Source organism: Sphingobium abikonense NBRC 16140 (assembly GCF_001598335.1).
GTDB classification, from domain to species: Bacteria; Pseudomonadota; Alphaproteobacteria; order Sphingomonadales; family Sphingomonadaceae; genus Sphingobium; species Sphingobium abikonense.
Genome location: NZ_BCYT01000009.1, coordinates 92,807 through 115,809, shown reverse-complemented (window position 1 = coordinate 115,809; position 23,003 = coordinate 92,807). Strand labels below are relative to the sequence as shown.

Below are 23,003 nucleotides of genomic sequence, written 5' to 3'. Positions count from 1 at the left end.
CCCTCTTGTCGTGCAACAAAAAAACGCCATGTTGCGATAATAAGGTGGCGATTTTGCAACGGGTGTTGCTTTGCGCTATATGTGGGACAGATGAAACATAATCTGGCACAGGATTTGGAACAATGCGCGCTGCCCAGCGCGCTGGAGATGATGGGAGAGCGCTGGTCCTTCCTCATCCTGCGCGGCGCGCTGTCGGGCATCCGCCATTTCGAGGAATTCCAGTCGACCCTGGGCATCGCCCGCAACATCCTGGCCAACCGGCTCGCCCGGCTGGTGGAAAACGGCATTTTGGTGCGCCAGCCGATGCAGTGCGACCGGCGCAAGGTGGAATATCGCCTGACGCCCAAGGGGCAGGACTTGGCGCCTGCGATGATCGCGCTGCGCCAGTGGGGCGAGCGCTGGGGCTGCGGCACGCAGGCGTGCCAGGTGCTGGCCGACAAGCGCGACGGGCAGCCGATCCGCCCCATCGCCATCCAGGCGCATGACGGGCGGACGCTGGACCTTGCCGACCTGGTATGGCTGTGCACCGATGAAGTGACGCCCATGGCTGAGGAACCGGCCGCCGCTGCGTGAGGCGGCTTCCCGACCGGGCGATAATGGCATAGGCATGGGTCCCATGTCCGTGACCCGCATCCAGCCCCAGCCCTTTTTCGCTGACAAGAACCGCGCCTTCTGGAACCTGCAATCGCTCGGATGGGCCGGCGCGTTCCTGTTGCGCGGATCCTCCACCATCGCGAACGGGCAATCCTTTTCCAGCCTGATTCCGGTGCTGATTTCCACGGTGACGGGCTATTCGGTGACGCTGCTGATGGCGGTGGCGTTCCGTTACTTGCTGAAGCAGCGGCCGATCGTTACCTGGGGCGTGTCGATCCTGACCGTGGTGCTGGCCGCTGGCTTGGTGGCGTTCATCGACGCCTGGGTCTTTTCCACCCAGAACCGGAGCGGCGACACGGCGGGCGTGCAGCTTTTCCTGGGCGCTTTCTACCTGTCGGTGACGCTGATCGGCGCGTGGTCCGCGCTTTATTATGCGATCAATTTCTATTTGACGGTGGAGGAGCAGGCGGACCAGCTCACGCGGCTGGAAACCCAGGCGTCGAGTGCGCAATTGGCGATGCTGCGTTATCAGCTCAATCCCCATTTCCTGTTCAACACGCTCAACAGCATATCGACGCTGGTGCTGCTCAAGCAAACCGACAGGGCCAATGCGATGTTGTCGCGCCTGTCGTCCTTCCTGCGCTACACGCTGATCAATGAACCCACCGCGCAGGTGACGATCGCGCAGGAGGTGGAGACGCTCAAGCTGTATCTGGAGATCGAGAAGATGCGGTTCGAGGACCGGCTGCGTCCGTCCTTCGTGATCGATCCCGCCGTGTCGCATGCGCGCCTGCCATCGCTGCTGTTGCAGCCGCTGGTGGAAAACGCGATCAAATATGCGGTGACGCCCAAGGAGGAAGGGGCCGATATCACGGTTACCGCGCAACCTGCCGGTGAAAATGTCCGGATCATCGTATCGGACACCGGGCCGGGATTGAACGATGGCGCCATCAAGCCGCACATTCCCATGAGCGAGGGAACGGGCGTTGGCCTGCCGAACATCCGGGACCGGTTAATTCAGGCCTTCGGGGAACGACAGCGCTTTGAAACGCGTTCCACGCCGGGCGGATTTTCGGTCATCATCGAAATTCCGCTTAACATGGATGAAAGATCGAAAGTCGCCGCATGACCATCAGAACAATCCTCGTCGACGACGAAAGCCTGGCCATTCAGGGCCTTCAGCTGCGTCTGCAAGCGCATGAGGATGTCGAAATCGTCGAAACCTGCACCAATGGCCGCGAAGCCATCCGCGCCATCAAGACGCACAAACCCGACCTTGTGTTCCTTGATATCCAGATGCCGGGCTTTGACGGCTTTTCCGTAGTCCAGGGCATGATGGAGGTCGAACCGCCGCTGTTCATCTTCGTCACTGCCTATAGCGACCATGCGATCCGCGCGTTCGAGGCGCAGGCGGTCGACTATCTGATGAAGCCGGTGGAGGAAGGGCGCCTCGCTGACGCGCTCGACCGCGTGCGCCAGCGCCTGACCGAAAAGCGGCAGGTGCAGGAGGTCGAAAAGCTGCGCGAGGTGCTGGCCGAAGTCGCGCCCCAGGCGATGACCGATTTTGCCGTGAGCGAGGATGGCGCGCCTGCGTCCAACCGCTTTGAAAAGCTCATCAACATCAAGGATCGCGGCCAGATCTTCCGCGTCGACGTCGATTCGATCGAGCGCATCGACGCGGCGGGCGACTATATGTGCATCTACACCGCCGACAACTCGCTGATCCTGCGCGAGACCATGAAGGACCTGGAAAAGCGGCTGGACCCGCGCAATTTCCAGCGCGTCCACCGCTCCACCATCGTCAATCTGAGCCAAGTGCGGCAGGTGAAGCCCCACACCAACGGCGAATGTTTCCTGGTGCTCGAAAGCGGCGCGCAGGTGAAGGTCAGCCGCTCCTACCGCGACGTGGTGGCGCGCTTCGTACACTGAGGCGAGCGTCGGCCCGTGCGGTCCACGCGGGACCGCCCGTGTTCGAGCCTGTGCCTGATGGTGTGCGGAGGGAGCGGGATGCCGGGTCAAGCCCGGCATGACAGTTGGCAATAGCCGCCGCTCTGGCGTAAATTATTCTCCCCTCCAAGGGCAGAATGGCTGTGACCCATCATTCTTCATCATTCGCATCACAGCGGTGGTCCAATCGCTATGTCCTGCTCAGCTAAGAGCGGCAGTTAAATCCTCCCCTGGAAGGGGAGGATGGTCTGGAAGTGACCATTTCTTCCCATAAACGTGACCGTTAGCGTTTGCCCGATAGCAGACATTGCGGTTAAGGCCTCGATACGCCCAATGTGCAGGCTTCCAATGCATCTTGCGCCAACTTGTCGATCCGATCGTCGCCGGACGCATCGACCCATGGCCTAATATGCTCGACCAAAGAAGCATCCGCAATGAGCGCGACAGCTTCAAATACCGGCACGCTCACGCAGTCGCTGCATAGCGCGGAGATTGCATAAGGGAGCGCGAGTTTGGGATCGCGCTGCGCAAGCCCCAAGAGAGCCTCTGCTCTGACAATCTCTTCTTTGTCCCCGGCTGCGGCGAGCAAAGCCTCGCGCACCTGCGGAGTGTCGACTTCCTGTTGCGAGAGCAGCATTGTTGCCCAGTCACGTTTGGCTAAGTCATCGTCCCTTGTCAGCTCAATGAGGTGTCGCAGGTTTTTATCGGCGAACGTGCTTCCGGCAAGAGGCACGCTCTCGGCTATGACCGCATTCAGGAAGTCAGATGCTGGATAGTAGTCCTCGCTCATCAATGTGCCATACCAGTTTTATCGAAAGGCATCTAACCACACTTCTCTGATGGATAACGGACAGTCCGCCTCTCACCCAACTTCGTCATTCCCGCGAAAGCGGGAACCCATATTTCGACTATAGCCCACGTGCCATGCTGGAACACGGATCCCCGCCTTCGCGGAGATGACGATAGATGCGGGATAACGATGGCGAGAGACTGTTCACAACCCATCCGATGATCCCGTGCCGGCCGCGCTTGTTCGAGCAGGCAGGGCGAAGACGGCAGGGAGGTAGAAATTGCAGGACTCGGCGGCGGGCTGGGCGCTCGCCGCCCGATTCAAATTGACCGGACCGGCGCGCCAGGCGCGCAAGGTCCGTCTCCCGTGCCTCAATGCTTGCCGGGCTTGCTCGATGGGCCCGGCGGGGCGGTGTTTAGAAGTTCGACACCGACGGGGAGCGCGTCACCATCATATCGGCCTGTCCCGCACATCGACACCGTTCTACGCCCCCATGGAGATCGAGAGGGCAAACAGTGTATCGAATGAAAGATGACCCAAGGGATTCTCTACAGCTTTCGTCGTTGCCCCTATGCCATTCGCGCGCGTTTGGCCCTCGCCGTAAGCCGGACTCTCGTCGAACTGCGCGAGGTGAAGTTATCCGCGAAGCCGCAGGCTATGCTGGCAGCCTCGCCTAAGGGCACTGTGCCGGTGCTTGTTCTGCCCGACGGCAGAGTCGTCGACCAAAGCATCGATATCATGCGCCATGTATTGGCCGGAAATGATCCAGACGGCTGGTTGCGCGGCGACGATCCAGAGTTGATTGCGATGAACGACGGCCCCTTCAAATATGACCTCGATAGATATAAATATCGCGAACGTTATGTATCCGATGCCCTATCTCATCGGAGCGCCGCGCTGGCATTTCTGAATGAGCTGGAAGGCAGGCTGATGAGGCATCCCTATCTCGGCGGGGACATATGGGGGCTAACAGACGCAGCGATACTGCCGTTCATTCGCCAATTCGCTGCAGTCGACCAAAATTGGTTCGACACTCTCCCGCTCCCGGCTCTAAAGGCCTGGTTAGGCAAGAGCATGGCATCAAAATTGTTCGCTACGGTGATGGTGCGTTTGGCGCCCTGGTCACCAGATCGGGCTGCAGTCCATTTCCCTCCAGCAACTTAATAGCCCCTTATTTTAAAAGGCCTAAACGATCCTTTGTTGCCCCTGAGAGGCGCATTTTTCGCCTCCAACTCCGGTCGCCTCGCTTTTGGGTGGCGAGTTTTATCGCAGATCGCTCTCACAGTCTAAAGTCACTCAACTCTGGATGATCATCAGGGCGCCGTCCCTGCGTCCAATGGAATTTCCGCTCTGCCATATCGATAGGCGCATCGTTGATGCAGGCGAACCGACGCTCCATCAGGCCGCTTTTGTCAAATTCCCAATTCTCGTTGCCATAGGACCGGAACCAATTGCCGCTGTCGTCATGCCATTCATAGGCAAAGCGCACGGCGATGCGATTGTCGCGAAAAGCCCATAATTCCTTGATCAGCCGATAGTCCAGTTCGCGCTGCCACTTGCGGGTAAGGAAGGCGACGATCGCAGAGCGACCATTGACGAACTCCGCCCGATTCCGCCACTGGCTGAGCGGTGTATAGGCCATGGCCACCTTCGCGGGGTCGCGGCTGTTCCAGCCATCCTCGGCCAAGCGCACCTTCTCGATAGCGGTCTCCAGCGTGAAGGGCGGCAACGGCGGTCTTGAATTGTCCATCATGCGTCTCCCATCTTGGCAAGGCGATCCTGCAACGCCCTGTTCTCGGCTTCCAGGTGCGCCAGCCGTTCATGCAGCGGCCGGACCGCCTGCTCAATCTCGCGCTCGGTGAAGCGCGGCGTGATATGCTGCGGACAATTCCAGTCGAACGCCTCCAGCCGCAGCCGAAATATGCGCTCGGGCCGCGCCTTGTAATCCTTATCCGTGACAAGCTCGGTAAGCGCAGGATCGGCATCGAGCGCCAGCTTCTCGACATGAACATAAATTTTCAGTCGGGCGCGACGAGGATAGTCCATCAGGATCAGGCAGGCTCGGTCATTCGCGGCGAGGTTGCCGGTGCTGATATATTGGCGGTTGCCGCGATAATCGGCAAAGGTCAGCGTTCGGTCATCCATCATTTTGAGGAAGCCGGCAGGGCCTCCGCGATGCTGGACATAGGGCCAGCCATCCTCCGACACGGTTGCCATGCAGAAACTGTCACGGGCAGCCAGGAAATGCGCTTCATTGTCGGTGAAGCGGTCAAAGGCGCGATTGCCGCTGAACGCCGCCCAATGGGCATCCGCGCCCATCTCCGCCTGCGCCGCCTGGACGCTTGGCGTCATAGCGATATCCAGAAAACCATAGGACATGGTCTGTCTCCCATCATCCGTCAGCAGCAGGGCCATGCATGACCATGGCCCCGTCGAGGTTCAGCGCGCGGCGACCTTGCGATCGAGGAAGTCGTGGATCAGCGGCGCCATTTCATCCAGCTTGTCTTCCAGAGCAAAATGGCCGGTGTCTAGAATATGCATCTCCGCGTCGGGCAGGTCGCGCTTGTACGGGTGCGCGCCGGATTCGGGGAAGATCTTGTCATTCTTGCCCCAGAGGATCAGCGTCGGCGGCTTCCGCTCACGAAAGAAGGCCTGGAACGCCGGGTAGAGCGGCACATTGGTGCGATAGTCGTAAAACAGGTCGAGCTGGATGTCCTTGTTGCCTGGCCGGTCGAGTAGCGCCTGGTCATGGACCCAGTTGTCGGGGCTGATACGCGACACGTCCCGCACGCCATCGTGATATTGGAACTTGGTGGCGTCGGGGCCGACGAGCCACTGCCGCCCGCCGCCCTTCGGCGTGGATGACATGGATCGGCAACGGCTTTTCCATATGATCGTCCAGAACCGTGACCACCCGCCCGGCGGCCAATGCCGGCTCGACCTGATAGGAGAGCACGCGGGTCAAGCCCCAGCCCTGTTCAGCGGCTGAGATTGCCGCTTCATTGGTGTTGCAGAAGAGCTGGGGGTGGACCGTAACGCTGCTCCGCCCCTCCGGACCGAAATGCCATTCGGGCGAGGCCCATGCCCCGGTCGGGCCGATGATGCGATGATGGACAAGGTCGGCCGGGGTCCGGGGCATGACATGCTGCTCGAAATAGGCCGGCGCGCCGCAGATGACCCGCTGCACCGACCCGACACGGATCGCGCTTAAGCCCGAGTCCGGCAGATGCCCGATCCGGACCGCGACATCGATGCCTTCCTCGACGACATTGACCAGCCGATCGACGAACAGGCTGCGCCCGGTCACGGGAAAGCGATCCAGATAGTCGAGCAGGATCGGCAGCACATATATCTGGCCGAAAATCAACGATCCTGTGACGATCAGCGTGCCGGAGGGATTGCCATGAGCGCCTGCCGCCGCCGCGTCTGCGTCCGCCATATCGGCCAGGATGCGGCGACAATCATCGAGATAGCCACGACCCGCCTGGGTCAGTTTGACCGAGCGCGTCGTGCGGGTCAGCAAACGCACGCCAATCTCGCCCTCCCCAACGTCGAGATCGCCCGCGTTACAGCCGGCGGACTCATATGCAGTTGCCGCGCGGCTTCAGCGAAACCGCCTGCTTCCGCTACGCGGACGAATATCTTCATGGCCTGCCAGCGATCCAAAACATTCCCCGAATACAGATTTGGGACTGAGTTGTGCGCGGGATGTCATAGGCCGGTCAATCCGCGCACATGAACAATCCCAAGATAACCGCTCGCGAACGGCGCGATCATACTTCGATGATCGCCTTCCTCCTCTCCTGTGGTTTTGATGGCTATAGGTAAATCGATTTAGGGGAGATCGACCCGTAGCCACCACTCGACAACAGTCTCATCGATCCAAGAAGGTGACAATCAGCCTCTCAGCGCTCCTCGTTGCAATAGCCTGAATTTTTTGGGGAAAACGATTACGGACTTCGGGATGTCTTGCGTCCAAACGATGGCCAGCGATGGACCATAACGCCCTTTGCTCCGGAACATGCGGGCCGATCGTTGCTTTCCTTTGCGTCTCACAGGCGAGCGAGGATGCGATGGCGAAGACAGTGGCGGCGGTGATTGTGGAAACCCTGCAGGCGGCGGGTGCCAGCCGATGCTATGGCATTCCAGGCGACACGCTCAATCATGTGACGGACGCCATTCGACAGAGCGACATCCGGTGGGTCCATATGCGGCATGAGGAGGCCGGGGGATTTGCGGCGGGTGCGGACGCCCTGCTGACTGGCGAGCTTGCGCTCTGCGCTGGATCCTGCGGCCCCGGCAGCCTGCATTTTATCAACGGCCTGTTCGAATCTCATCGCAACCGCGCGCCGGTCGTCCTGATCGCCAGCCAGATCGTGCGCGACGAACTCGGCTTCGATTTCCCGCAGGAGGTCGACTTCAAATCCGTCTATCAGTCGTGCAGCGTCTTTTGCGAGGAAATCCGGACGCCTGCGCAGGCTCGGCGCAAGACGGCGATGGCCGCGCAGGCGGCTCTTTCAAAACGCGGGGTCGCCGTGCTCATCGTGCCCGCCGACATCTCCAGTGCCAAGGCGCCGGACGAGCCGCCTTTCTCGGTCCATCGTCCCCAGCCACAGGTTCGCCCCAGCGACGTGGAACTGGACCAGATCGCCGCGACGCTCGCGAAGGGCAAGAAGATCGCCATCTATGGCGGGTCGGGTTGCGAGGGGGCGCATGACCAGGTGGTCGCGCTCGCCAATATGCTGCAGGCCCCGGTCGCCCATACCTCTCGCGCCAAGGATTTTCTGGAACATGACAATCCCTTCGATGTCGGCATGACCGGCATCTTTGGAGGAGAGGCAGGCTATCATGCGCTGATGACCTGCGACACGCTGCTGCTGCTGGGCTGCGACTTCGCGTGGCGGCAATTCTATCCGGACAAGGCTACGATCATCCAGGTCGATCTGGACGGATCGCATCTGGGGCGCCGACATCCCGTCAACCTCGGCGTGGTCGGCGATGTCGGTGCGACGCTCGACGCCCTGCTGCCGCGCGTGACATCGCGCGACGATCGCCATTTTCTTGCCGAGTGTCTGGATCACCGTGCTCGCAGCGTCGAGAAAGAAGGGCGCCATGCGACGGTCGGCAAGGGCGGCGCCATCCATCCCCAATATCTGACGGAGGTCATCTCCCGCGCCGCGCCGCCCGATACGATCTACACGGCGGACGGCGGATCGCCGATGGTCTGGTGCCTGCGCCATGTCGCGTCCACCGGGCAGAACCGCACCGTCATCAGCCTGAGCCACGGCACCATGGCAAATGCCATGCCACAGGCTCTGGGCGCCAAGGCGGCCTATCCCGATCGGACTGTCATCTCGCTGTCCGGCGACGGCGGCATCGCGATGCTGCTTGGCGACCTGCTGACCGCCGTGCAGGAAAAGCTGCCGATCAAGGTCGCGATCTTCAATAATGGCGCACTCGATTTCGTGGAGATTGAACAAAAGGTCGACGGATTGCTCGACACCTATACCGACCTGCTCAATCCCGACTTCGCCCGCGTGGCGGAAGCGATGGGCCTGTGGGGCCGGCGCGTGGAGCAGGCGGAGCGGCTGGAACAGGACGTGCAGGACTGGCTGGCTGCTCCCGGCCCGGCCCTGCTCGACGTCGTGACCGACCGGTTCGAACTGGTCATGCCCCCCAAGGTTGCCGTCGACCAGGTCGCCGGCATGGCACTCTACTCAGCGAAAGCGATACTCAATGGACGTGGCGGCGACGTGAAGGGCATTATCCAGAACCTGTTGTCATGAGGCCGCAGTCGAGCATCACCGCCGCGCTCACGCGCGATCACGCCCTGTCGCGCAACCTCGTGCTGCTGCTCGCCCTGGCGGGGACTATCGCGACCCTCATCATCTGCGGGCGGCATCCGCATGCCCTGTGGGCGTTGCTGCTGTTCGGGCCAATATTGCTGGTGGCGCTGATCGATCTGTTCCAGACACATCATTCCCTGCGCCGCAATTATCCGGTCTCCGCGCGCGCACGCTGGTTCTTCGAGTGGCTGCGCCCGTTCCTGCGCGCCTATATTGTCGAGAGCGATCTCGATGGCCGCCCCTTCAGCCACGACGAGCGGTCGCTGGTCTACGCACGGGCCAAGGGTGAAGTCGACGCTCATCCCTTTGGCACCGAACTGGATGTCTATTCCGATGAATATGAATGGCTCGCCCATTCAATCGCTCCTGCCCGCAACGCGCCGAAAGACACGCGGGTGCATGTGGGCACGGATCAATGCAGCCGTCCTTACAGCGCGGCGCGGCTCAATATCTCGGCCATGAGTTTCGGCGCACTGGGCGCTCACGCGATAGAAGCGCTGAACCTCGGGGCGAAGCAAGGCGGCTTCTATCACGACACCGGCGAGGGTGGACTCTCGCACTATCATTTGAAGCATGGCGGCGACATCGTCTGGGAAGTCGGCTCGGGCTATTTCGGGTGCCGCGACAAGGACGGCCATTTCGACCCAGCCCATTTCTCCGACCGTGCCGCACACGACGCCGTGAAAATGACCGAGATCAAGCTAAGCCAGGGCGCTAAGCCCGGCCATGGCGGCCTGCTGCCCGGCCCCAAGGTGACGGCGGAAATAGCGCAGACCCGCGACGTGCCGCAGGGGCAGGATTGCCTCTCCCCGCCTGGCCACAGTGCCTTTTCGACGCCTATCGAACTGGTCGAGTTCGCCGCTCGGATGCGGGACTTGTCGGGTGGCAAGCCGGTCGGGCTCAAATTGTGCGTCGGCTATCCTCACGAATTGTTCGCGGTGATGAAGGCGATGCTGGAAACCGGCATATTGGTCGACTTCATCGTCATAGACGGCGCGGAGGGCGGTACCGGCGCTGCTCCCACCGAATTGTCCGACCGGGTCGGCATGCCATTGCGTGAAGGCTTGATGCTCGCCCGCAACGCACTGGTCGGCACGAACCTCAAAGGCCGGATCCGGCTCGCCGCCTCCGGAAAGATCATGTCGGGCGCCGGTATCGCGATGAATGCGGCACTGGGCGCTGACTGGTGCAATGCGGCGCGCGCCTTCATGTTCTCCTTGGGGTGCGTACAGTCGATGCGATGCCATACTGACACCTGTCCTACTGGCGTCGCGACCCAGTCCCCCGCCCGCCAGCGCGCACTGGTCATCCCGGAAAAGGCGGAGCGGGTCGCCCGTTTCCAGCGCAGCACGCTCGACGCCCTGCACGAGATCGTGGTGGCCTGTGGCCTGAGTTCTCCGGACGAGTTTACGCCGGACGGGTTGCGGCAGCGGATCAGCGCCGTCGAGATGCGGTCCATGGACGAACTCTATCCGTTCGTGGAGGCCGGTGAGTTGCTGGACGGCGCGCGAGACGCACGGCTTGCAAGATGGTGGGACCAAGCCGATGCCACGTCATTCAAACGCAAAAGCTGACCTTGTTCCGGCGCATTCAGTGTCCAGATCGCCTGCTATGATTCATGCCGACTCTCCTTCTTTCCGATGTCGGATTGTCCACGCCGGAATGCTGGAGGCGCATCCCGTGTTACGACTGCAGTGGGGAGGTCTTTAGCGCGGTCCGGGCGCTCGGTAATATTCCGGTCCGAAAAGACACCTGAAACTGGCGCAGAACCCGCACTTTTCATGATTTATTGCGCAGTTCGCCTGCTTCTATTTTCGCATGATTGCGTTCAAGACATCAAAGCCTTGCTAAACATTGGGTGGTTTGAAACCGCATTCGCCTTTCTGAACGAACTGGATGAGTAGAGGAAGACGGCGTAGGTTCTCGCAGGCGCAGGGGCCGCATGGTTCTCTATGCAGGTAATCGTCGTCAGTTCACGCTACTTTGCGCCCATTGGGCAAAGACGGGGGCAGTACGACGATATAAGAGTAGGTGGCGGAGCGGGAGGGATTCGAACCCTCGATACGCTTTTGACGTATACTCACTTTCCAGGCGAGCGCCTTCGACCACTCGGCCACCGCTCCGCACGGAACCCTGTTGTCGCTGGAAGCGGCGTGAATCGGGTTCTTTTATCCAATCGCACTGGAAGGCGGCTCCCTATCGCGGGGCGGGCGGGGTGGCAAGGGGCATCAACGGCATCGCTTTACTTTATCAAACGTCTTTTGTTTGATGGCCCGATGATTCATTCGCTTTCCTCCATTCTTGCAGCAGCCCTGGCCTTGGCTCCCATCCCGGCAAACAGCGCGCCGCCGGCCACGCCAGCCGCACTCATCGCATCATCGCCGGCGAGCGCATGGACGGACATTCCCGGAGAGGATGTGATCGTGATGACGGTCGAGGGGGGCGCGCAGATTATCGTTCAGCTCGCCCCGGGCATGGCGCCCCGCCACGTCGCCAATATCCGCACGCTTGCCCAGGCGCATTGGTGGGATGGAACCAGCATTAATCGGGTTCAGGACAATTATGTCGCGCAATGGGGCGACGTGACGGAGAAAAAACCGTTGCCGCCCGGTCTGCTCCAGACCAGCGCGGCTGATTACACAGTGCTGCTCGCCAACCGGCGACTGCAGGTCACATCTTTGCCCTATCCTGACGCCTATGCGCCCAAAACGGGTTTCGTCGCGGGTTGGCCGGTGGCGATGGATGGGGACGCCGCCTGGCTGCCGCATTGCTATGGCTATGTCGGGGTCGGCCGCAACCTGTCGCCTGACGCTGGCACCGGCGCGGAACTTTACGCCGTGATCGGCCAGGCGCCGCGCCAGCTTGACCGCAATATCGCGGTTGTCGGACGCGTAATCGACGGCATGGCGCATCTATCCAGCCTGCCGCGCGGATCGGGGGAGTTGGGCTTCTACACAGGATCGGAGCGCCCGGTGCCTATAGTGTCCGTGCGCCTGGCGAGCGACCTGCCCGCTGCGCAGCAGCCGCATTTCCAGCAAATGGATACGACGTCACCGATTTTCAGTGAATATCTGCGTCTGCGCGCCAACCGAAAGGATGATTTCTACGAAAGGCCTGCGGGCGGCGTGGATCTGTGCAATGCGCCGGTCCCGGTCCGGGCTAAGCCTTGAGGCCGCGCAGGCGATAGCCCTGCCAATCGCGGATACGACGGATCGCAAAGCTGGTGCGGATGGCGGAGACGCCGGGCAAGCGGGCGAGGCAGTCGCGGTGAATGGCGTCGAACCCTTTCAGGTCCGCGGCGGCCACGCGCAGCAGATAGTCGGCCTGGCCCGCCATCAGATGACATTCCAATATTTCCGGAAAGTCGGCCACCGCGCGTTCGAACCGATCCATAATTTCCCGGCTCTGGCTGGTCAGAGAGATTTCGACAAAGGCCTGGAGGTCAAGCCCGAGCGCTTTGGGGTCCAGCCGTGCGGCATAACCTGCGATCAGGCCTGCTTCCTCCATCGCCTTGATGCGGCGATGGCAGGCAGAAGAGGACAGGCCGATCCGATCGCCCAGATCCGCCATGGATCGGCGGGAATCATTTTGCAGCGCTTCCAATATGGCGATGTCGAAGCGATCCACGCGAAATCATCCCGCTGATTGGCAATATCGCGGCATATCATCCGCAGGTCTTCGCTTCCACCCTGCAAATACAGGACCATTCGCCGTCGCCTTTGCGGTATCACGCAGGCCATACGGAAGTGCAATCGCGCGCCGTCCCTCGGCTTTGGAGAGACATGATGATCGTCGGCACCGTCAAGGAAATCAAGAATCACGAATATCGCGTCGGCCTGACGCCCGAGAGCGTGCATGAGCTGACCGCGCATGGGCATCGCGTGCTGGTGGAAACCGGCGCGGGCAACGGCATCGGCGCGAGCGACGATCTCTACGTCAAGGCGGGCGCCGACATCATCGCCACGGCAGCCGAAATCTTCGCTGCGGCCGACATGATCGTGAAGGTGAAGGAGCCGCAAGCCGTGGAACGCGCGATGCTGCGGCCTGGCCAGATTCTCTATACCTATCTGCACCTGGCACCCGATCCGGACCAGACCCGCGACCTTATTGCCAGCGGTGCGACCTGCATCGCCTATGAAACCGTGACGGACGTCAGCGGCGGCCTGCCGCTGCTCAAGCCGATGAGCCAGGTCGCCGGGCGCATGGCTATTCAGGCTGGTGCGACGGCGCTGGAAAAGGCGCATGGCGGACGTGGCGTGCTGCTGGGCGGCGTGCCGGGCGTGCTGCCCGCCAAGGTCGCCGTCATCGGCGGTGGCGTTGTCGGCTTCAACGCGGCGCAGATGGCGGCTGGGCTTGGCGCGGACGTCACCATCCTCGACCGTAGCCCCGAGGTTCTGGAGAAGCTGGGCATGTATTTCGAAGCGCGGGCCAAGACGCGCTTTTCAAACAAGGCCAATCTTGCCGATTGCGTCGCGGACGCTGACCTGGTGATCGGCGCGGTGCTTATTCCGGGGGCGGCCGCGCCCAAGCTCGTGACCGCCGACATGCTCAAGACCATGAAGAAGGGCGCGGTCCTGGTCGATGTCGCGATCGACCAGGGCGGCTGTTTCGAAACCAGCCATGCAACGACCCACGCGGAGCCGACCTATATCGTCGATGATGTCGTGCACTATTGCGTCGCCAACATGCCCGGCGCGGTCGCGCGCACCAGCACTTATGCGTTGAATAACGTCACGCTGCCCCATGCGCTGCGCATTGCCGAACTGGGGTGGAAGGAGGCGCTTCGCCGCGATGTCCATCTGCGTGCGGGCCTGAATATATGGGACGGCAAGGTCACCTATCAGGCGGTGGCCGACGATCTCAATCTGCCCTATACGCCGGCGGAACAGGCCGTGGCCTGATCCGGATGCGACCGTAATCCTCTCGGGCCATTGATACGCTCGAGAAGCGCGCGGTAAACAGGCGCCAACCTCCTCACCGGGGTTGGCGCCTTTCTTTTTTTTCTTTCCAACGTCCCGTCTGCAATTGTTTCCAGATTGTAACGCGAACGGCGCGACGGACGTTGCGGGTTATTCCTTCTTGTTCGTTGAGCGGGGCAGGGGAACATCACCGCATGCCCCCACGCATCCTGGTTCCGCCGAAGAGAGGCATGGTCTGACATCATGGACGATTACCCCATTTTCGCCGCCTTGATCCCGCAGGGCGATGGCATAAACATGCGCGCGGGCGGACCTGCGCGGAAAGGGGGGCTGTGATGTCTGCCGAAATCACGACATGGCTGGTGCCGCTGGTGGCCATGCTGGCGGCCGGGTTGCTGGCCGGATTTGCCGCGGGCATTTTCGGGATTGGCGGCGGCTTCGTCGTTGTGCCGGCCTTGCTGGTTGTTTTGCCGCTGCTTGGCGGCACGAAAGATGCCATTGCCCATGTCGCGATCGGCACGTCCGCCGCCACCATCATCGTCACGTCGATCCGGTCGCTCCTGTCCCATGCCAAACGCGGCGCGGTGGAATTCGAAGTGCTCAAGGCCTGGGCGCCGTGGATCGTCATGGGATGCGGTGCGGGCGTCTTGCTCGCCAGCCATGTCGATGGTCGTACGCTCAAGATGATCTTTGGCGGTGGCGTGGTCCTGATGTCGCTCAATTTCCTGCTGCCCAAGGTCAGCGGGAAGGTGATCAGCGACACCATGCCGTCCGGTATCGTGCGGGTCGGTATCGCGGGCGGCCTCGGCACCTTTTCCTCGCTGCTGGGCATTGGCGGCGGCACCATCGCGATCATGGTGATGACGCTTTGCGGGCGGACCATCCACCGGGCCATTGCGACCGCATCGGGTATCGGCACCTTGATCGCCATCCCCACGACCATCGGCTTTGCCATCATTGGCCTGAAGGAAACGGGCCTGCCCTGGGGATCGCTGGGCTACATCAATATCCCCGGGACATTGGCGATTGCGTCCATGTCGATGCTGACCGCGCCGCTCGGTGTGGCGGCGGCGCACAGCCTGCCGGCGGGACCCTTAAAAAAGATTTTCGGCGTCTATCTCCTCATCATCGGCATGCTGATGCTGCGCAACGGTTTGAAAATGTAAATCCCACGCGGTCATGGATGACACGAAACGGCTGCCGGACATGGCGGCCGTTTTTCGTTTGAGAAAGGTAAGACAGCGGGGTTTCACTGTTCCCATCGGCAGGGGCAGGCCGTAACCGAAACGATGCCCGGCTTCGCGTCCTCTAACAGGCTTTGTCACTGGCGGGCTTTGCCGTTAAGGCTAAGCCGGGGGGATCATGGGGCAGTCTGATCAGATTTCCGTTTTGCTGGTGGAGGATGACGAGGCGGCGCGGGCGACGATCGCGGCGATCCTGAACGCTGCGGGCATGACGGTGGAACAGGCTGCCGATGGGCCGGCAGGCCTCCATCGGGCAGGAAGCGGAGGGCATGACGTCGTCATCCTCGACCGCATGTTGCCGCATCTGTCGGGCATAGACATCGTCACGCGGATGCGCTCGGCCGGCGTCGGCGCGCCGGTCCTGATGCTGTCGGCGCTGGGCCGCAGCGAACATCGGGTCGAAGGGCTGGAAAGCGGCGTGGATGACTATCTCGCCAAGCCCTTCGAACCCGACGAGCTGGTCGCCCGCGTGCGCGCTCTCTGGCGGCGCGCCAGCCGCCGCAGCCATGAACCCGTGCTGCTGTTCGGAGACCTGGAATGCCATGTGAAGGCGCGAACCGCCTTTCGACAGGGACGGCATCTTCCTTTGTCGCCCAAGGAATTCGAGCTTTTCCGCTACCTCATGGACCATGCCGGCGAAGTGGTGACGCGCGAGATGCTGTTGCGCCATGTCTGGAAGCTGAGCTTTGATCCCCAGACCAATGTGGTCGACGTGAATGTCGGCCGCTTGCGCCGTAAGCTGGAGGAGGGTTTCGATACGCCGGTTCTGGAAACCGTCTGGGGAACCGGCTATCGGCTGATCGCGCACGCAGACGCGGCTCGTGGCTAGGCCTGGCCTGTTCCGGTCGATTTTCGGCCGGGTCACGATGTCGGCCTTGCTGGTCAGCCTGCTGTCGACCCTGGCGCTGTTTCTGGTCGTGCGCCAGATTGTCGACAATGACGCGCGCGCCATGCTCGCGCGGGAGGTTGATACCGACCTTGCCGGCCTTGCCGACATATATGTCAGCGCAGGCAGGGAAGATCTGAAGGCGCGGATCGCCGATCGCTTCGAGGTGGAGCGTCAGGATGGCGAACGCGTCTGGTATCTGCTGGCGCGCGACAATGGCGATCGGATCGCGGGCAACCTGACCCGCTGGCCGCGCATCGCCCCGAACATATCGGAAGCGCGGTTCGTTACTTTGGCCGATGGCGAACGCATGTTCGCCCGGGCGACGCAACTTGGGCCGGACATGAGACTGGTGGTGGGACGCAGCGACTATCGCGGTCAGGCGCTGCTCGCCCGCCTGGCTGTCGCTTTTGCTACGGCGGGTGCGTTGATCGCCGGGCTCAGCCTAGTCGCGGGCCATTTTGCCGCCCGGCGCCTGCGCAATCGGGTGGAGGCGGTGAACGCCACCTTTGCCGCCGTCCGCGCTGGTCATATTGAAGCACGCGTGCCCGGCGCGGGCGATAGCGACGAACTGACGGAACTGGCGACCAACACCAACGACATGCTCGACCAGGTCGAACGCCTGATTGAAGCGCAGCGCGCCGTATCCGATCAAACGGCGCACGAAATCCGCACGCCGCTCATGCATCTGGATACGCGTATCCTGCGGGCTATGGAGGCGACGCGAGACGATATGCTGCTGCAAACGCTGGAGCGGTCGCGGGCCGAGATACGCAGCGTCGTGCGCTTGCTCGATTCCCTGCTCGACATTGCCGGCACACAAGCGATGCGCGGCGACATGCGTGGGCTTGCGGAAGTCAGCTTGAGCGATATCGCGGAAAATCTGGCCGACCTTTACGGCGCGAGCGCTGAGGAATTGGGGATCGGCTTCCATGCTCGCATCGCCCCCGGCATACGCTTGCGCGCCGATGCGGTGCAGATGATGCGGCTCATGTCGAATCTGCTCGACAATGGCTTCAAATATGTACCGAGCGGCGGCAGCGTGTCGCTTCAACTGTCCGCCGGGCCGCGCATCATTGTGGAGGATGATGGCGATGGCATCCCTGCGGCGGACCGCGAACGAATTTTCGAGCGCTATGTCCGTCTGGACGGGGCGGCGGACGGCGGCCATGGCCTTGGGCTGGCTCTTGCGCTGGCGATCGCGCAGCGCCATGGGCTGACGCTCCACGTCGAAGATGCAGCGCCCGGCGCGCGCTTCGTTGTCCAGCCGGAGGATGAATCGTGATTGCGCTGTTATTGCCTTTGCTGTTTGCGGCGGCGGCGTCACCTGCGGATCATCGTCCTTCCGACCCCATCCTGCGCACGCTGGTCGAAGGGGAGGCGGCGCAGGCGCAGGGCGACACCGCCTCGCTCGGCCGCAAGGCGCGGGTGCTGTCGGTGCTGGGGGCGGCACCGGCGCCGGGCCAGGCGGATTTGGCGGCGCTCTGGCGCGAAAAGGCGCAGGCTAGCGGCGCGATTATTGACGATCCGCCCTATCGCGGGCGCGCTCTGGGTCCCGCCTATCGCCGCGGATCGCTCCTGCCGGGCGGCAGCATGACGATGCGGCAGCTTTTCCTGGGCGGTCAACGCGCGCATATCATGGTCGCGCCGACGGGGGAGGGCGATGGCCATTTGTCGCTCAAGGTTCAGGGCGCGAAAGGCGAAACATTGTGCGAAAAGCCTGTCGGCGGGCCGCAGGCGGACTGCGCCTGGATGCCGCTTTTCACCGATCGCTACCATATTGTGATAGAAAATGACGGAGAGGAGGCGGTAAGCTTCTATTTGCTGGTTCGATAAGGCATAAGACGCTGTAATACCGATTAAAAATACAAGATTTGCGTGGTTTTCACCCGTGCGGTCCATCGTTGCCCAGGCTCGCTTCATCCATTCTGCACATCCGTTAAGGCTCAAAATCCCTTTGTTCGGGCGTTGTGTCGATCATGGTTCAGATCAGCAAAGAGGAGAAGAACCGATGGCACGCTCTACGTTTCTCGCCGCCGCCCTCTTGGGCCTTGCTCCCGCCACTCTCCCGACTGCCGGACTGGCGCAAACAGCAGAAGGCCCGGTCAGCTATGAAGAGCAACTGGCGCAGGTTGAAGACCAACTGGTCTATCAGGCGCCCATTGCCGGCGTCGAAAATGATTATTGGTTCAATTATCAGACCGACCTTGCGGAAGCCCGGAAGGAATTGACCAAGGATTTGCGCCGCTCCTCCGATGCGGAGGATAACCGCGACGCTTGGGACGAATATCGCGCCGAACTGGCCGATGCCCGGGGCGATTATGCCAAGGAAATGGCCGAAAAGGGCTATCCCATTGGCCAGGTCCGGGTCCTCGCCAAAAGCGGTCGATGAGGCTGCGTGATGCAAATGGGGAGGGGGCTCGGCGCCTCCTCCTCAGTCGGCGTCGGGATTGCGGAAGTTCAGGCGACGAGTGACGGTGTAATCTAGTATTCCGACTAGCAGATAGCTGATCGCCTGCGTAACTAGGGTCATTATGCTGCGGTCCGAAAGATGGTCTCGCAAATTGATGGCTCGGCTATCTTGCATTTCCTGCGCGATATAGGCTCTGACCTGGTCGGCGAACGCCTTGTCCTCTACCCTCAGCATCACTTCCAGATTAAGGAAGAGGCTGCGCATATCGAAATTGGCGGACCCGACGAACACAGCGTCGTCGATGACCAGCAATTTCGTATGCAGCTTACACGGCTGATATTCAGCGATTTCGACGCCGCGCCTCAGCAAGGGTCCGTATAACAGCCTCGCCGCTGCAACTGTCGCCCCATTATCCGAGACGGCGGGCAGGATGATGCGCGCGCCGTGGCGCTTGGCCGCGCGCGCAATGCGTTTCAACATGCCGCGTCCGGGGGAGAAATACGCGGCGATCATGTCCACGCGCTGCGCCTTTTCTAGGTCATGCTTGACAAGCTGCGCCCATGGGCTGAGCCGCCGCGTCGGACCGCCGATCAGCCAGCGAAATGCCGACCCCCCATCATAATGCAGGGCAGGATGCCATTGCCGCACCATTGCTCGCAGCGTCCTGAAACGCTGCTTTCTCGTCGACACCCACCGCCATAACCCGCCATACCATCGGGTCATGGCCTCAACTTGTTCGCCCTCCATCCACAGGCCGAGATCACGCCAGCCATTCTCCTGCGGAACGCCAAAGTAGCCATCTTCCACATTGAACCCGCCAATCAGCAACCGTTCGTCGTCGGCTATCGCCATCTTCTGATGATTGCGGATCAGATAGCGCGTGGAGCGTCGTGCGCCAAAGCGCTCGAATTGCCCGCCTGCATCGACCAGTGACGCGAAGAAACTGTCGGGCGTCTTGGCTGAACCGAATGCGTCGATCATCAGCGTCACCGATACGCCGCGACGCGCGGCCCGGGCCAAGGCGTCGCGCACCATCGCGCCGCTCACGTCAGCAGCGAAGATATAATAATAGAGTTTCAGGCTGTGGCGCGCCCCGTCGATCAGGGTGACGAGGGCGGATCGCAGCGCGGGGCCATGCGTGATCAGCCGCAGCTGATTGCCCTCCAGCACGACCGATATGCCGGGCGCATCGCCTGCGCTGGAAAGGGACGTGACGGTCGCCATTCAGGCTTAATGCCCGTTCTCACTCGCTGTGGCCATGGGCTTATGGCCTTTTCATTGACTCTCGCTGGCGGGGCTGCTAGCTGCCCGGTTCACGCTTTTCCTTTCGTTGTATTCAGGAGGCCCTGTTTGGCCCGCGTCACCGTCGAAGATTGCGTCGACAAGGTTACCAACCGTTTTGACCTCGTCCTTCTTGCCGCTCAGCGCGCCCGTGAAATTTCCGGTGGCGCCGAACTGACGCTTGATCGCGACCGCGACAAGAATCCCGTAGTTGCCCTGCGCGAGATCGCGGAAGAAACCGTGCTGCCCGATGACCTGCACGATTCCCTGATCGGATCGCTGCAAAAGGTCCAGATCGACGATGATGATACGCCAGATGAAATCGGCTCGATCGCCCAGTCGGCGGAGGCTCTGCGCCTGACGGCTGCGGCGCCGCCGCGCAACCAAAATATCGGTGGCGATTACGACGGCTGATCGCTGAACCCGTTTGGAGAGGGAAAGAGGCCCGGCCTGCGCGAGCAGGACCGGGCCTCGACCTTTACGGGCCGCTGTCCATTCTATACATTGCAATCGGATCGGGAACCTTTTGGCCTGATCCATTCGTTACCCGTGTAGCAGCCGACCCGGGTCGCATCGTCCCGCCACGCAGGGACTGACGGCGCAAGCGATCCAAGGGCGTCTCATCCGCGCCGTTTACCGATGCGAGAAAGATCATGGATCGCCCCAAACGCTCCAATGTCTTCATGGCCGCGAATATGAAGACCCAACATGACGCATCGGATGTAGAACTGGTGCGGATACGCGATATTTCCGAAGGCGGTGCCCGGGTGCAGGGACCGGTGCTCGATGTCGGCACGCGAATTATCCTGACGCGCGGGCGTTTCACGATCCCGGCGCGCGTCGTGTGGTGTGGTGATGTCCAGTTCGGCGTCGCCTTCGACAAGCCGATCAACGTTGAAGACGTGATGAAGGCGACAGGTCCGGAAAAGGCGCCGGACAGACCCGTTTATGCCTCGGCGCTGACATCGGATTATCCCGGGCAGGCGCGTGGCGCGCCTCGTGGCGCGACCGCTCGTCCGGCCGATCGCCGTGCCATGTTTGGATTGCGGGTTACTGGCTGATATCAGGATGACCCGCTCGCCTCTTCAGTGACGCCGGGTGCCTATTGACTACAGATGTAAACGATGCGATTACAAATGTAGTTGCAGTCATCGAGCCGAGGCGGATCGTGAGCGAGAAAATCAGCGAAGCCGAATTGGTCGTGATGGAGGCGCTATGGGAAACCTCGCCCCGCACCGCCAATGATGTCGCTGAACAGGTTACGGCCTCCCGTGACTGGAGCCTTCAAACGGTCAAGACCTTGCTGTCCCGGCTGATGGCGAAGGATGTAATCGCTGCCGATCAGGATGGCCGTCGTTTCCTTTATCGCCCCCTCATCCAGCGTGACGACTATGTCGCAAGTGAATCAGGGCGCCTGGTCAACCGCCTATTTGGTGGCCGCGTCTCGCCGCTCGTAGCTCAGCTTGCGAGCCAGGATCAGCTGAGCCCGGAGGATATCGCCGAGCTGGAGGATATTCTGAAAGGGCTCAAGCCATGATCATCTGGCTGGTCGAAACGATGGTCGCCTCCAGCCTGCTGATGGCGCTTGTCATGATGATAAGGCGACCTCTGGCGCGGTGGCTGGGCGCGGGCGCCGCCTATATGCTCTGGGTCCTCCCGTTCGCGCGCATGGTCCTGCCTGCGCTTCCCGAACAAGTGGCGGATCCTTCGCCTTTGCATCAGGCGATGGATCAGTCCGGCTTGCCCGCGATGCTGGCCATGCCCACTGCCGCGCAAATTACGGTGGCCAGCCCGGCCTTGCCCTGGCTGGAAATAGCGATCGCCTTGTGGCTGACCGGGACGGCTATTTTCATGGCGGTCCAGATTATTGGCTATGTGCGGTTCCGTCGGCTCATCGTGAAGGATGCGACGCCGGTGGGGCAGGAAGGCCGCATTCGCGTCATCACCAGTCCCCAAGCGTCCGGCCCGCTCGCCTTTGGTGTGCTGCACCCACATATCGTACTGCCGCCCGATTTCGCCCTGCGTTATGACGCGCAGGAACAGGACATGGCGATCGCCCACGAACGCGCGCACCATCATGGCGGCGATCTTCTCGCGAATATGATCGCCCTGCTTCTGCTGGCATTTCACTGGTGCAATCCGATCGCCTGGATCGCCTATCGGGCCTACCGCGCCGACCAGGAAACCGCCTGCGACGCGCGCGTCCTCTCGCTCTACGGCCATGATCAGGCCCATGCCTATGGTCGCGCCATTCTCAAGGCCGCCGGCGGCCGCCATTATGCTGCTGCCTGCCATCTGACCCGTCTCGCCACGCTGAAAGGGAGGCTGAAAATGTTATCCAGTCATGAAGCATCATTGCGCCGTATCAGTTGGGGCATGGCCACGGTTGGGTTGGCCACCGTAGCCGGCCTGGCACTGACGGCGTCGGGCAGCCGGGCCGCAAAGCAGATGGCGGCCATCACGCAAAAGGTGGAACAGGTCGACCTAGCGCGATTGACCGACCTCGTCGCGCAACCCGCTCAGGCGTCCATCACCCCTGCCGTGATGGACGCCCCAGCCAAGCCGTCGACCCCTGCTGCGCCAGCCGCGCCCTACAGGGAAGCTATCGCCGCGCCTGCTCCCGTGGCGCCGATCGCGCCAGTCCTCCCAGCTGCTGACATGACGCCGCCCAGTCCGCCTGTTGCGCCGACGCCACCCGTCACGGTGCGCAGCGAAAAGGGGCGTATCATCGTCACCTACGCCGATGGCCGCGTCGAAACGCATCGCGTCCCGACGGAGGAGGAGATCGCCCGCATGGTGCCCGTCGTCGACGTGCGTGACGGGTGCGAGGGCAGGGGGCTCACCAGTCATCGTGAAACGGTCGATGCCAATGGCCGGCGGCATATCCGGGTGCGCATCTGTCAGAAGGCCATCGAAGCGCAGGCGCGCCAGGCCGAGCATCTGGGTAAAGTGGCGGCACGCAGTGGCCTGATCGCGGCGCGGGCGCAAATCGCCGCGGCTGGCCTGCCGGCGCAGGCGCGCGCCGAGGCCCTGCGCGATATTGATGAGAATATCGCCGAACTGGACGGCGAAGGCTATTGAGG

23 protein-coding genes, 1 tRNA gene and 2 pseudogenes are annotated in these 23,003 nt (G+C 61.8%); 17 read left to right on the top strand and 9 right to left on the bottom strand.

Annotation, left to right across the window (positions count from 1 at the left end; translation table 11 throughout):
- Window positions 1-90 precede the first annotated feature (90 nt).
- The 3 genes from SAB01S_RS12010 to SAB01S_RS12000 are packed head-to-tail and all read left to right on the top strand — an operon-like array spanning window position 91 to window position 2,523.
- A complete protein-coding gene (locus tag SAB01S_RS12010) occupies window positions 91-573 on the top strand; it encodes a winged helix-turn-helix transcriptional regulator (RefSeq protein WP_021228808.1) in 483 nt (160 codons plus the stop codon).
- A 43-nt stretch (window positions 574-616) separates the two neighbouring features.
- Entirely contained in the window at window positions 617-1,723 is a 1,107-nt protein-coding gene (locus SAB01S_RS12005; protein ID WP_031299296.1) for a sensor histidine kinase, read from the top strand.
- On the top strand, window positions 1,720-2,523 hold the full coding sequence (locus tag SAB01S_RS12000; protein WP_062733263.1) for a LytR/AlgR family response regulator transcription factor: 804 nt from the start codon (window positions 1,720-1,722) through the stop codon (window positions 2,521-2,523). Before SAB01S_RS12005 ends, SAB01S_RS12000 begins: the two co-directional genes overlap by 4 nt.
- Window positions 2,524-2,854: 331 nt before the next feature.
- Here the strand turns inward: SAB01S_RS12000 and SAB01S_RS11995 are convergent, their stop codons facing one another.
- On the bottom strand, window positions 2,855-3,331 hold the full coding sequence (locus SAB01S_RS11995; protein WP_062733261.1) for a hypothetical protein: 477 nt from the start codon (window positions 3,329-3,331) through the stop codon (window positions 2,855-2,857).
- Window positions 3,332-3,862: 531 nt separating this feature from the next.
- Here SAB01S_RS11995 and SAB01S_RS11990 point away from each other — a divergent pair.
- Entirely contained in the window at window positions 3,863-4,495 is a 633-nt protein-coding gene (locus SAB01S_RS11990; RefSeq protein WP_062733260.1) for a glutathione S-transferase, read from the top strand.
- Window positions 4,496-4,610: 115 nt separating this feature from the next.
- Here SAB01S_RS11990 and SAB01S_RS11985 read toward each other — a convergent pair whose 3' ends face one another.
- From SAB01S_RS11985 to SAB01S_RS18870, 5 genes and pseudogenes are all read right to left on the bottom strand, one after another.
- Window positions 4,611-5,081: a nuclear transport factor 2 family protein gene (locus SAB01S_RS11985; RefSeq protein ID WP_062733305.1), complete on the bottom strand. Its 471-nt coding sequence runs from the start codon at window positions 5,079-5,081 to the stop codon at window positions 4,611-4,613.
- The gene (locus SAB01S_RS11980) at window positions 5,081-5,710 is read right to left on the bottom strand and encodes a pyridoxamine 5'-phosphate oxidase family protein (protein WP_062733304.1); all 630 of its coding nucleotides are present in this window, start codon (window positions 5,708-5,710) and stop codon (window positions 5,081-5,083) included. The genes SAB01S_RS11985 and SAB01S_RS11980 overlap by 1 nt, the downstream gene beginning before the upstream one ends.
- 60 nt (window positions 5,711-5,770) lie before the next feature.
- Window positions 5,771-6,247, bottom strand: a pseudogene (locus SAB01S_RS11975) (alpha/beta fold hydrolase); the annotation flags it as partial.
- A pseudogene (locus SAB01S_RS11970) lies at window positions 6,222-6,770 on the bottom strand (LysR substrate-binding domain-containing protein); the annotation flags it as partial. The pseudogenes SAB01S_RS11975 and SAB01S_RS11970, both read right to left, overlap by 26 nt.
- Window positions 6,771-6,847: 77 nt before the next feature.
- Window positions 6,848-6,979: a LysR family transcriptional regulator gene (locus SAB01S_RS18870; RefSeq protein WP_245646467.1), complete on the bottom strand. Its 132-nt coding sequence runs from the start codon at window positions 6,977-6,979 to the stop codon at window positions 6,848-6,850.
- Window positions 6,980-7,404: 425 nt separating this feature from the next.
- On the opposite strand from SAB01S_RS18870, the gene SAB01S_RS11965 reads away from it, so the two are divergent.
- Both SAB01S_RS11965 and SAB01S_RS11960 read left to right on the top strand, forming a co-directional pair.
- Window positions 7,405-9,117, top strand: a complete 1,713-nt coding sequence (locus SAB01S_RS11965) for a thiamine pyrophosphate-dependent enzyme (RefSeq protein WP_062733258.1) — start codon at window positions 7,405-7,407, stop codon at window positions 9,115-9,117.
- Entirely contained in the window at window positions 9,114-10,751 is a 1,638-nt protein-coding gene (locus SAB01S_RS11960) for an FMN-binding glutamate synthase family protein (RefSeq protein ID WP_062733256.1), read from the top strand. The genes SAB01S_RS11965 and SAB01S_RS11960 overlap by 4 nt, the downstream gene beginning before the upstream one ends.
- Window positions 10,752-11,209: 458 nt before the next feature.
- On the opposite strand, the gene SAB01S_RS11955 is transcribed toward SAB01S_RS11960, so the two are convergent.
- Window positions 11,210-11,300: transfer RNA gene (locus SAB01S_RS11955), tRNA-Ser, on the bottom strand.
- A gap of 153 nt (window positions 11,301-11,453) precedes the next feature.
- Between SAB01S_RS11955 and SAB01S_RS11950 the strand changes: the two genes are divergently transcribed.
- Complete coding sequence (locus tag SAB01S_RS11950) at window positions 11,454-12,347, top strand: peptidylprolyl isomerase (protein ID WP_062733255.1); 894 nt, start codon at window positions 11,454-11,456, stop codon at window positions 12,345-12,347.
- Here SAB01S_RS11950 and SAB01S_RS11945 read toward each other — a convergent pair.
- A complete protein-coding gene (locus SAB01S_RS11945) occupies window positions 12,337-12,804 on the bottom strand; it encodes an Lrp/AsnC family transcriptional regulator (protein ID WP_062733253.1) in 468 nt (155 codons plus the stop codon). The two genes, SAB01S_RS11950 and SAB01S_RS11945, sit on opposite strands and share 11 nt — an antisense overlap.
- A gap of 158 nt (window positions 12,805-12,962) precedes the next feature.
- On the opposite strand from SAB01S_RS11945, the gene ald reads away from it, so the two are divergent.
- The 6 genes from ald (at window position 12,963) to SAB01S_RS11915 (ending at window position 18,618) form a co-directional block, all read left to right on the top strand.
- A complete protein-coding gene (gene ald / locus SAB01S_RS11940) occupies window positions 12,963-14,078 on the top strand; it encodes an alanine dehydrogenase (protein WP_062733303.1) in 1,116 nt (371 codons plus the stop codon).
- Between the two features lie 353 nt (window positions 14,079-14,431).
- Entirely contained in the window at window positions 14,432-15,262 is an 831-nt protein-coding gene (locus tag SAB01S_RS11935) for a sulfite exporter TauE/SafE family protein (protein ID WP_062733252.1), read from the top strand.
- 196 nt (window positions 15,263-15,458) lie between these two features.
- On the top strand, window positions 15,459-16,169 hold the full coding sequence (locus tag SAB01S_RS11930; protein WP_062733250.1) for a response regulator transcription factor: 711 nt from the start codon (window positions 15,459-15,461) through the stop codon (window positions 16,167-16,169).
- Window positions 16,162-17,511, top strand: coding sequence for a sensor histidine kinase (locus SAB01S_RS11925; RefSeq protein WP_062733248.1), 1,350 nt, complete (start codon window positions 16,162-16,164; stop codon window positions 17,509-17,511). Before SAB01S_RS11930 ends, SAB01S_RS11925 begins: the two co-directional genes overlap by 8 nt.
- Window positions 17,508-18,062 carry a hypothetical protein gene (locus SAB01S_RS11920; RefSeq protein WP_062733246.1) on the top strand — a complete coding sequence of 185 codons (555 nt, stop codon included), beginning with the start codon at window positions 17,508-17,510 and terminating at the stop codon, window positions 18,060-18,062. Before SAB01S_RS11925 ends, SAB01S_RS11920 begins: the two co-directional genes overlap by 4 nt.
- A 175-nt stretch (window positions 18,063-18,237) precedes the next feature.
- The gene (locus SAB01S_RS11915) at window positions 18,238-18,618 is read left to right on the top strand and encodes a hypothetical protein (protein WP_062733244.1); all 381 of its coding nucleotides are present in this window, start codon (window positions 18,238-18,240) and stop codon (window positions 18,616-18,618) included.
- Window positions 18,619-18,660: 42 nt separating this feature from the next.
- Here the strand turns inward: SAB01S_RS11915 and SAB01S_RS11910 are convergent, their stop codons facing one another.
- The gene (locus SAB01S_RS11910) at window positions 18,661-19,863 is read right to left on the bottom strand and encodes a phospholipase D-like domain-containing protein (protein ID WP_062733242.1); all 1,203 of its coding nucleotides are present in this window, start codon (window positions 19,861-19,863) and stop codon (window positions 18,661-18,663) included.
- 126 nt (window positions 19,864-19,989) lie between these two features.
- Here SAB01S_RS11910 and rpoZ point away from each other — a divergent pair, with 126 nt between their 5' ends.
- The 4 genes from rpoZ (at window position 19,990) to SAB01S_RS11890 (ending at window position 23,001) form a co-directional block, all read left to right on the top strand.
- Entirely contained in the window at window positions 19,990-20,334 is a 345-nt protein-coding gene (gene rpoZ, locus SAB01S_RS11905; RefSeq protein WP_021228850.1) for a DNA-directed RNA polymerase subunit omega, read from the top strand.
- Window positions 20,335-20,615: 281 nt separating this feature from the next.
- Window positions 20,616-20,981, top strand: a complete 366-nt coding sequence (locus SAB01S_RS11900; RefSeq protein WP_169802567.1) for a PilZ domain-containing protein — start codon at window positions 20,616-20,618, stop codon at window positions 20,979-20,981.
- A gap of 107 nt (window positions 20,982-21,088) precedes the next feature.
- Complete coding sequence (locus SAB01S_RS11895) at window positions 21,089-21,457, top strand: BlaI/MecI/CopY family transcriptional regulator (RefSeq protein WP_062733239.1); 369 nt, start codon at window positions 21,089-21,091, stop codon at window positions 21,455-21,457.
- Window positions 21,454-23,001 (top strand): M56 family metallopeptidase, encoded by a 1,548-nt coding sequence (locus tag SAB01S_RS11890; RefSeq protein WP_062733237.1) that lies wholly within the window; start codon window positions 21,454-21,456, stop codon window positions 22,999-23,001. The genes SAB01S_RS11895 and SAB01S_RS11890 overlap by 4 nt, the downstream gene beginning before the upstream one ends.
- The last annotated feature ends 2 nt before the right edge of the window (window positions 23,002-23,003 follow it).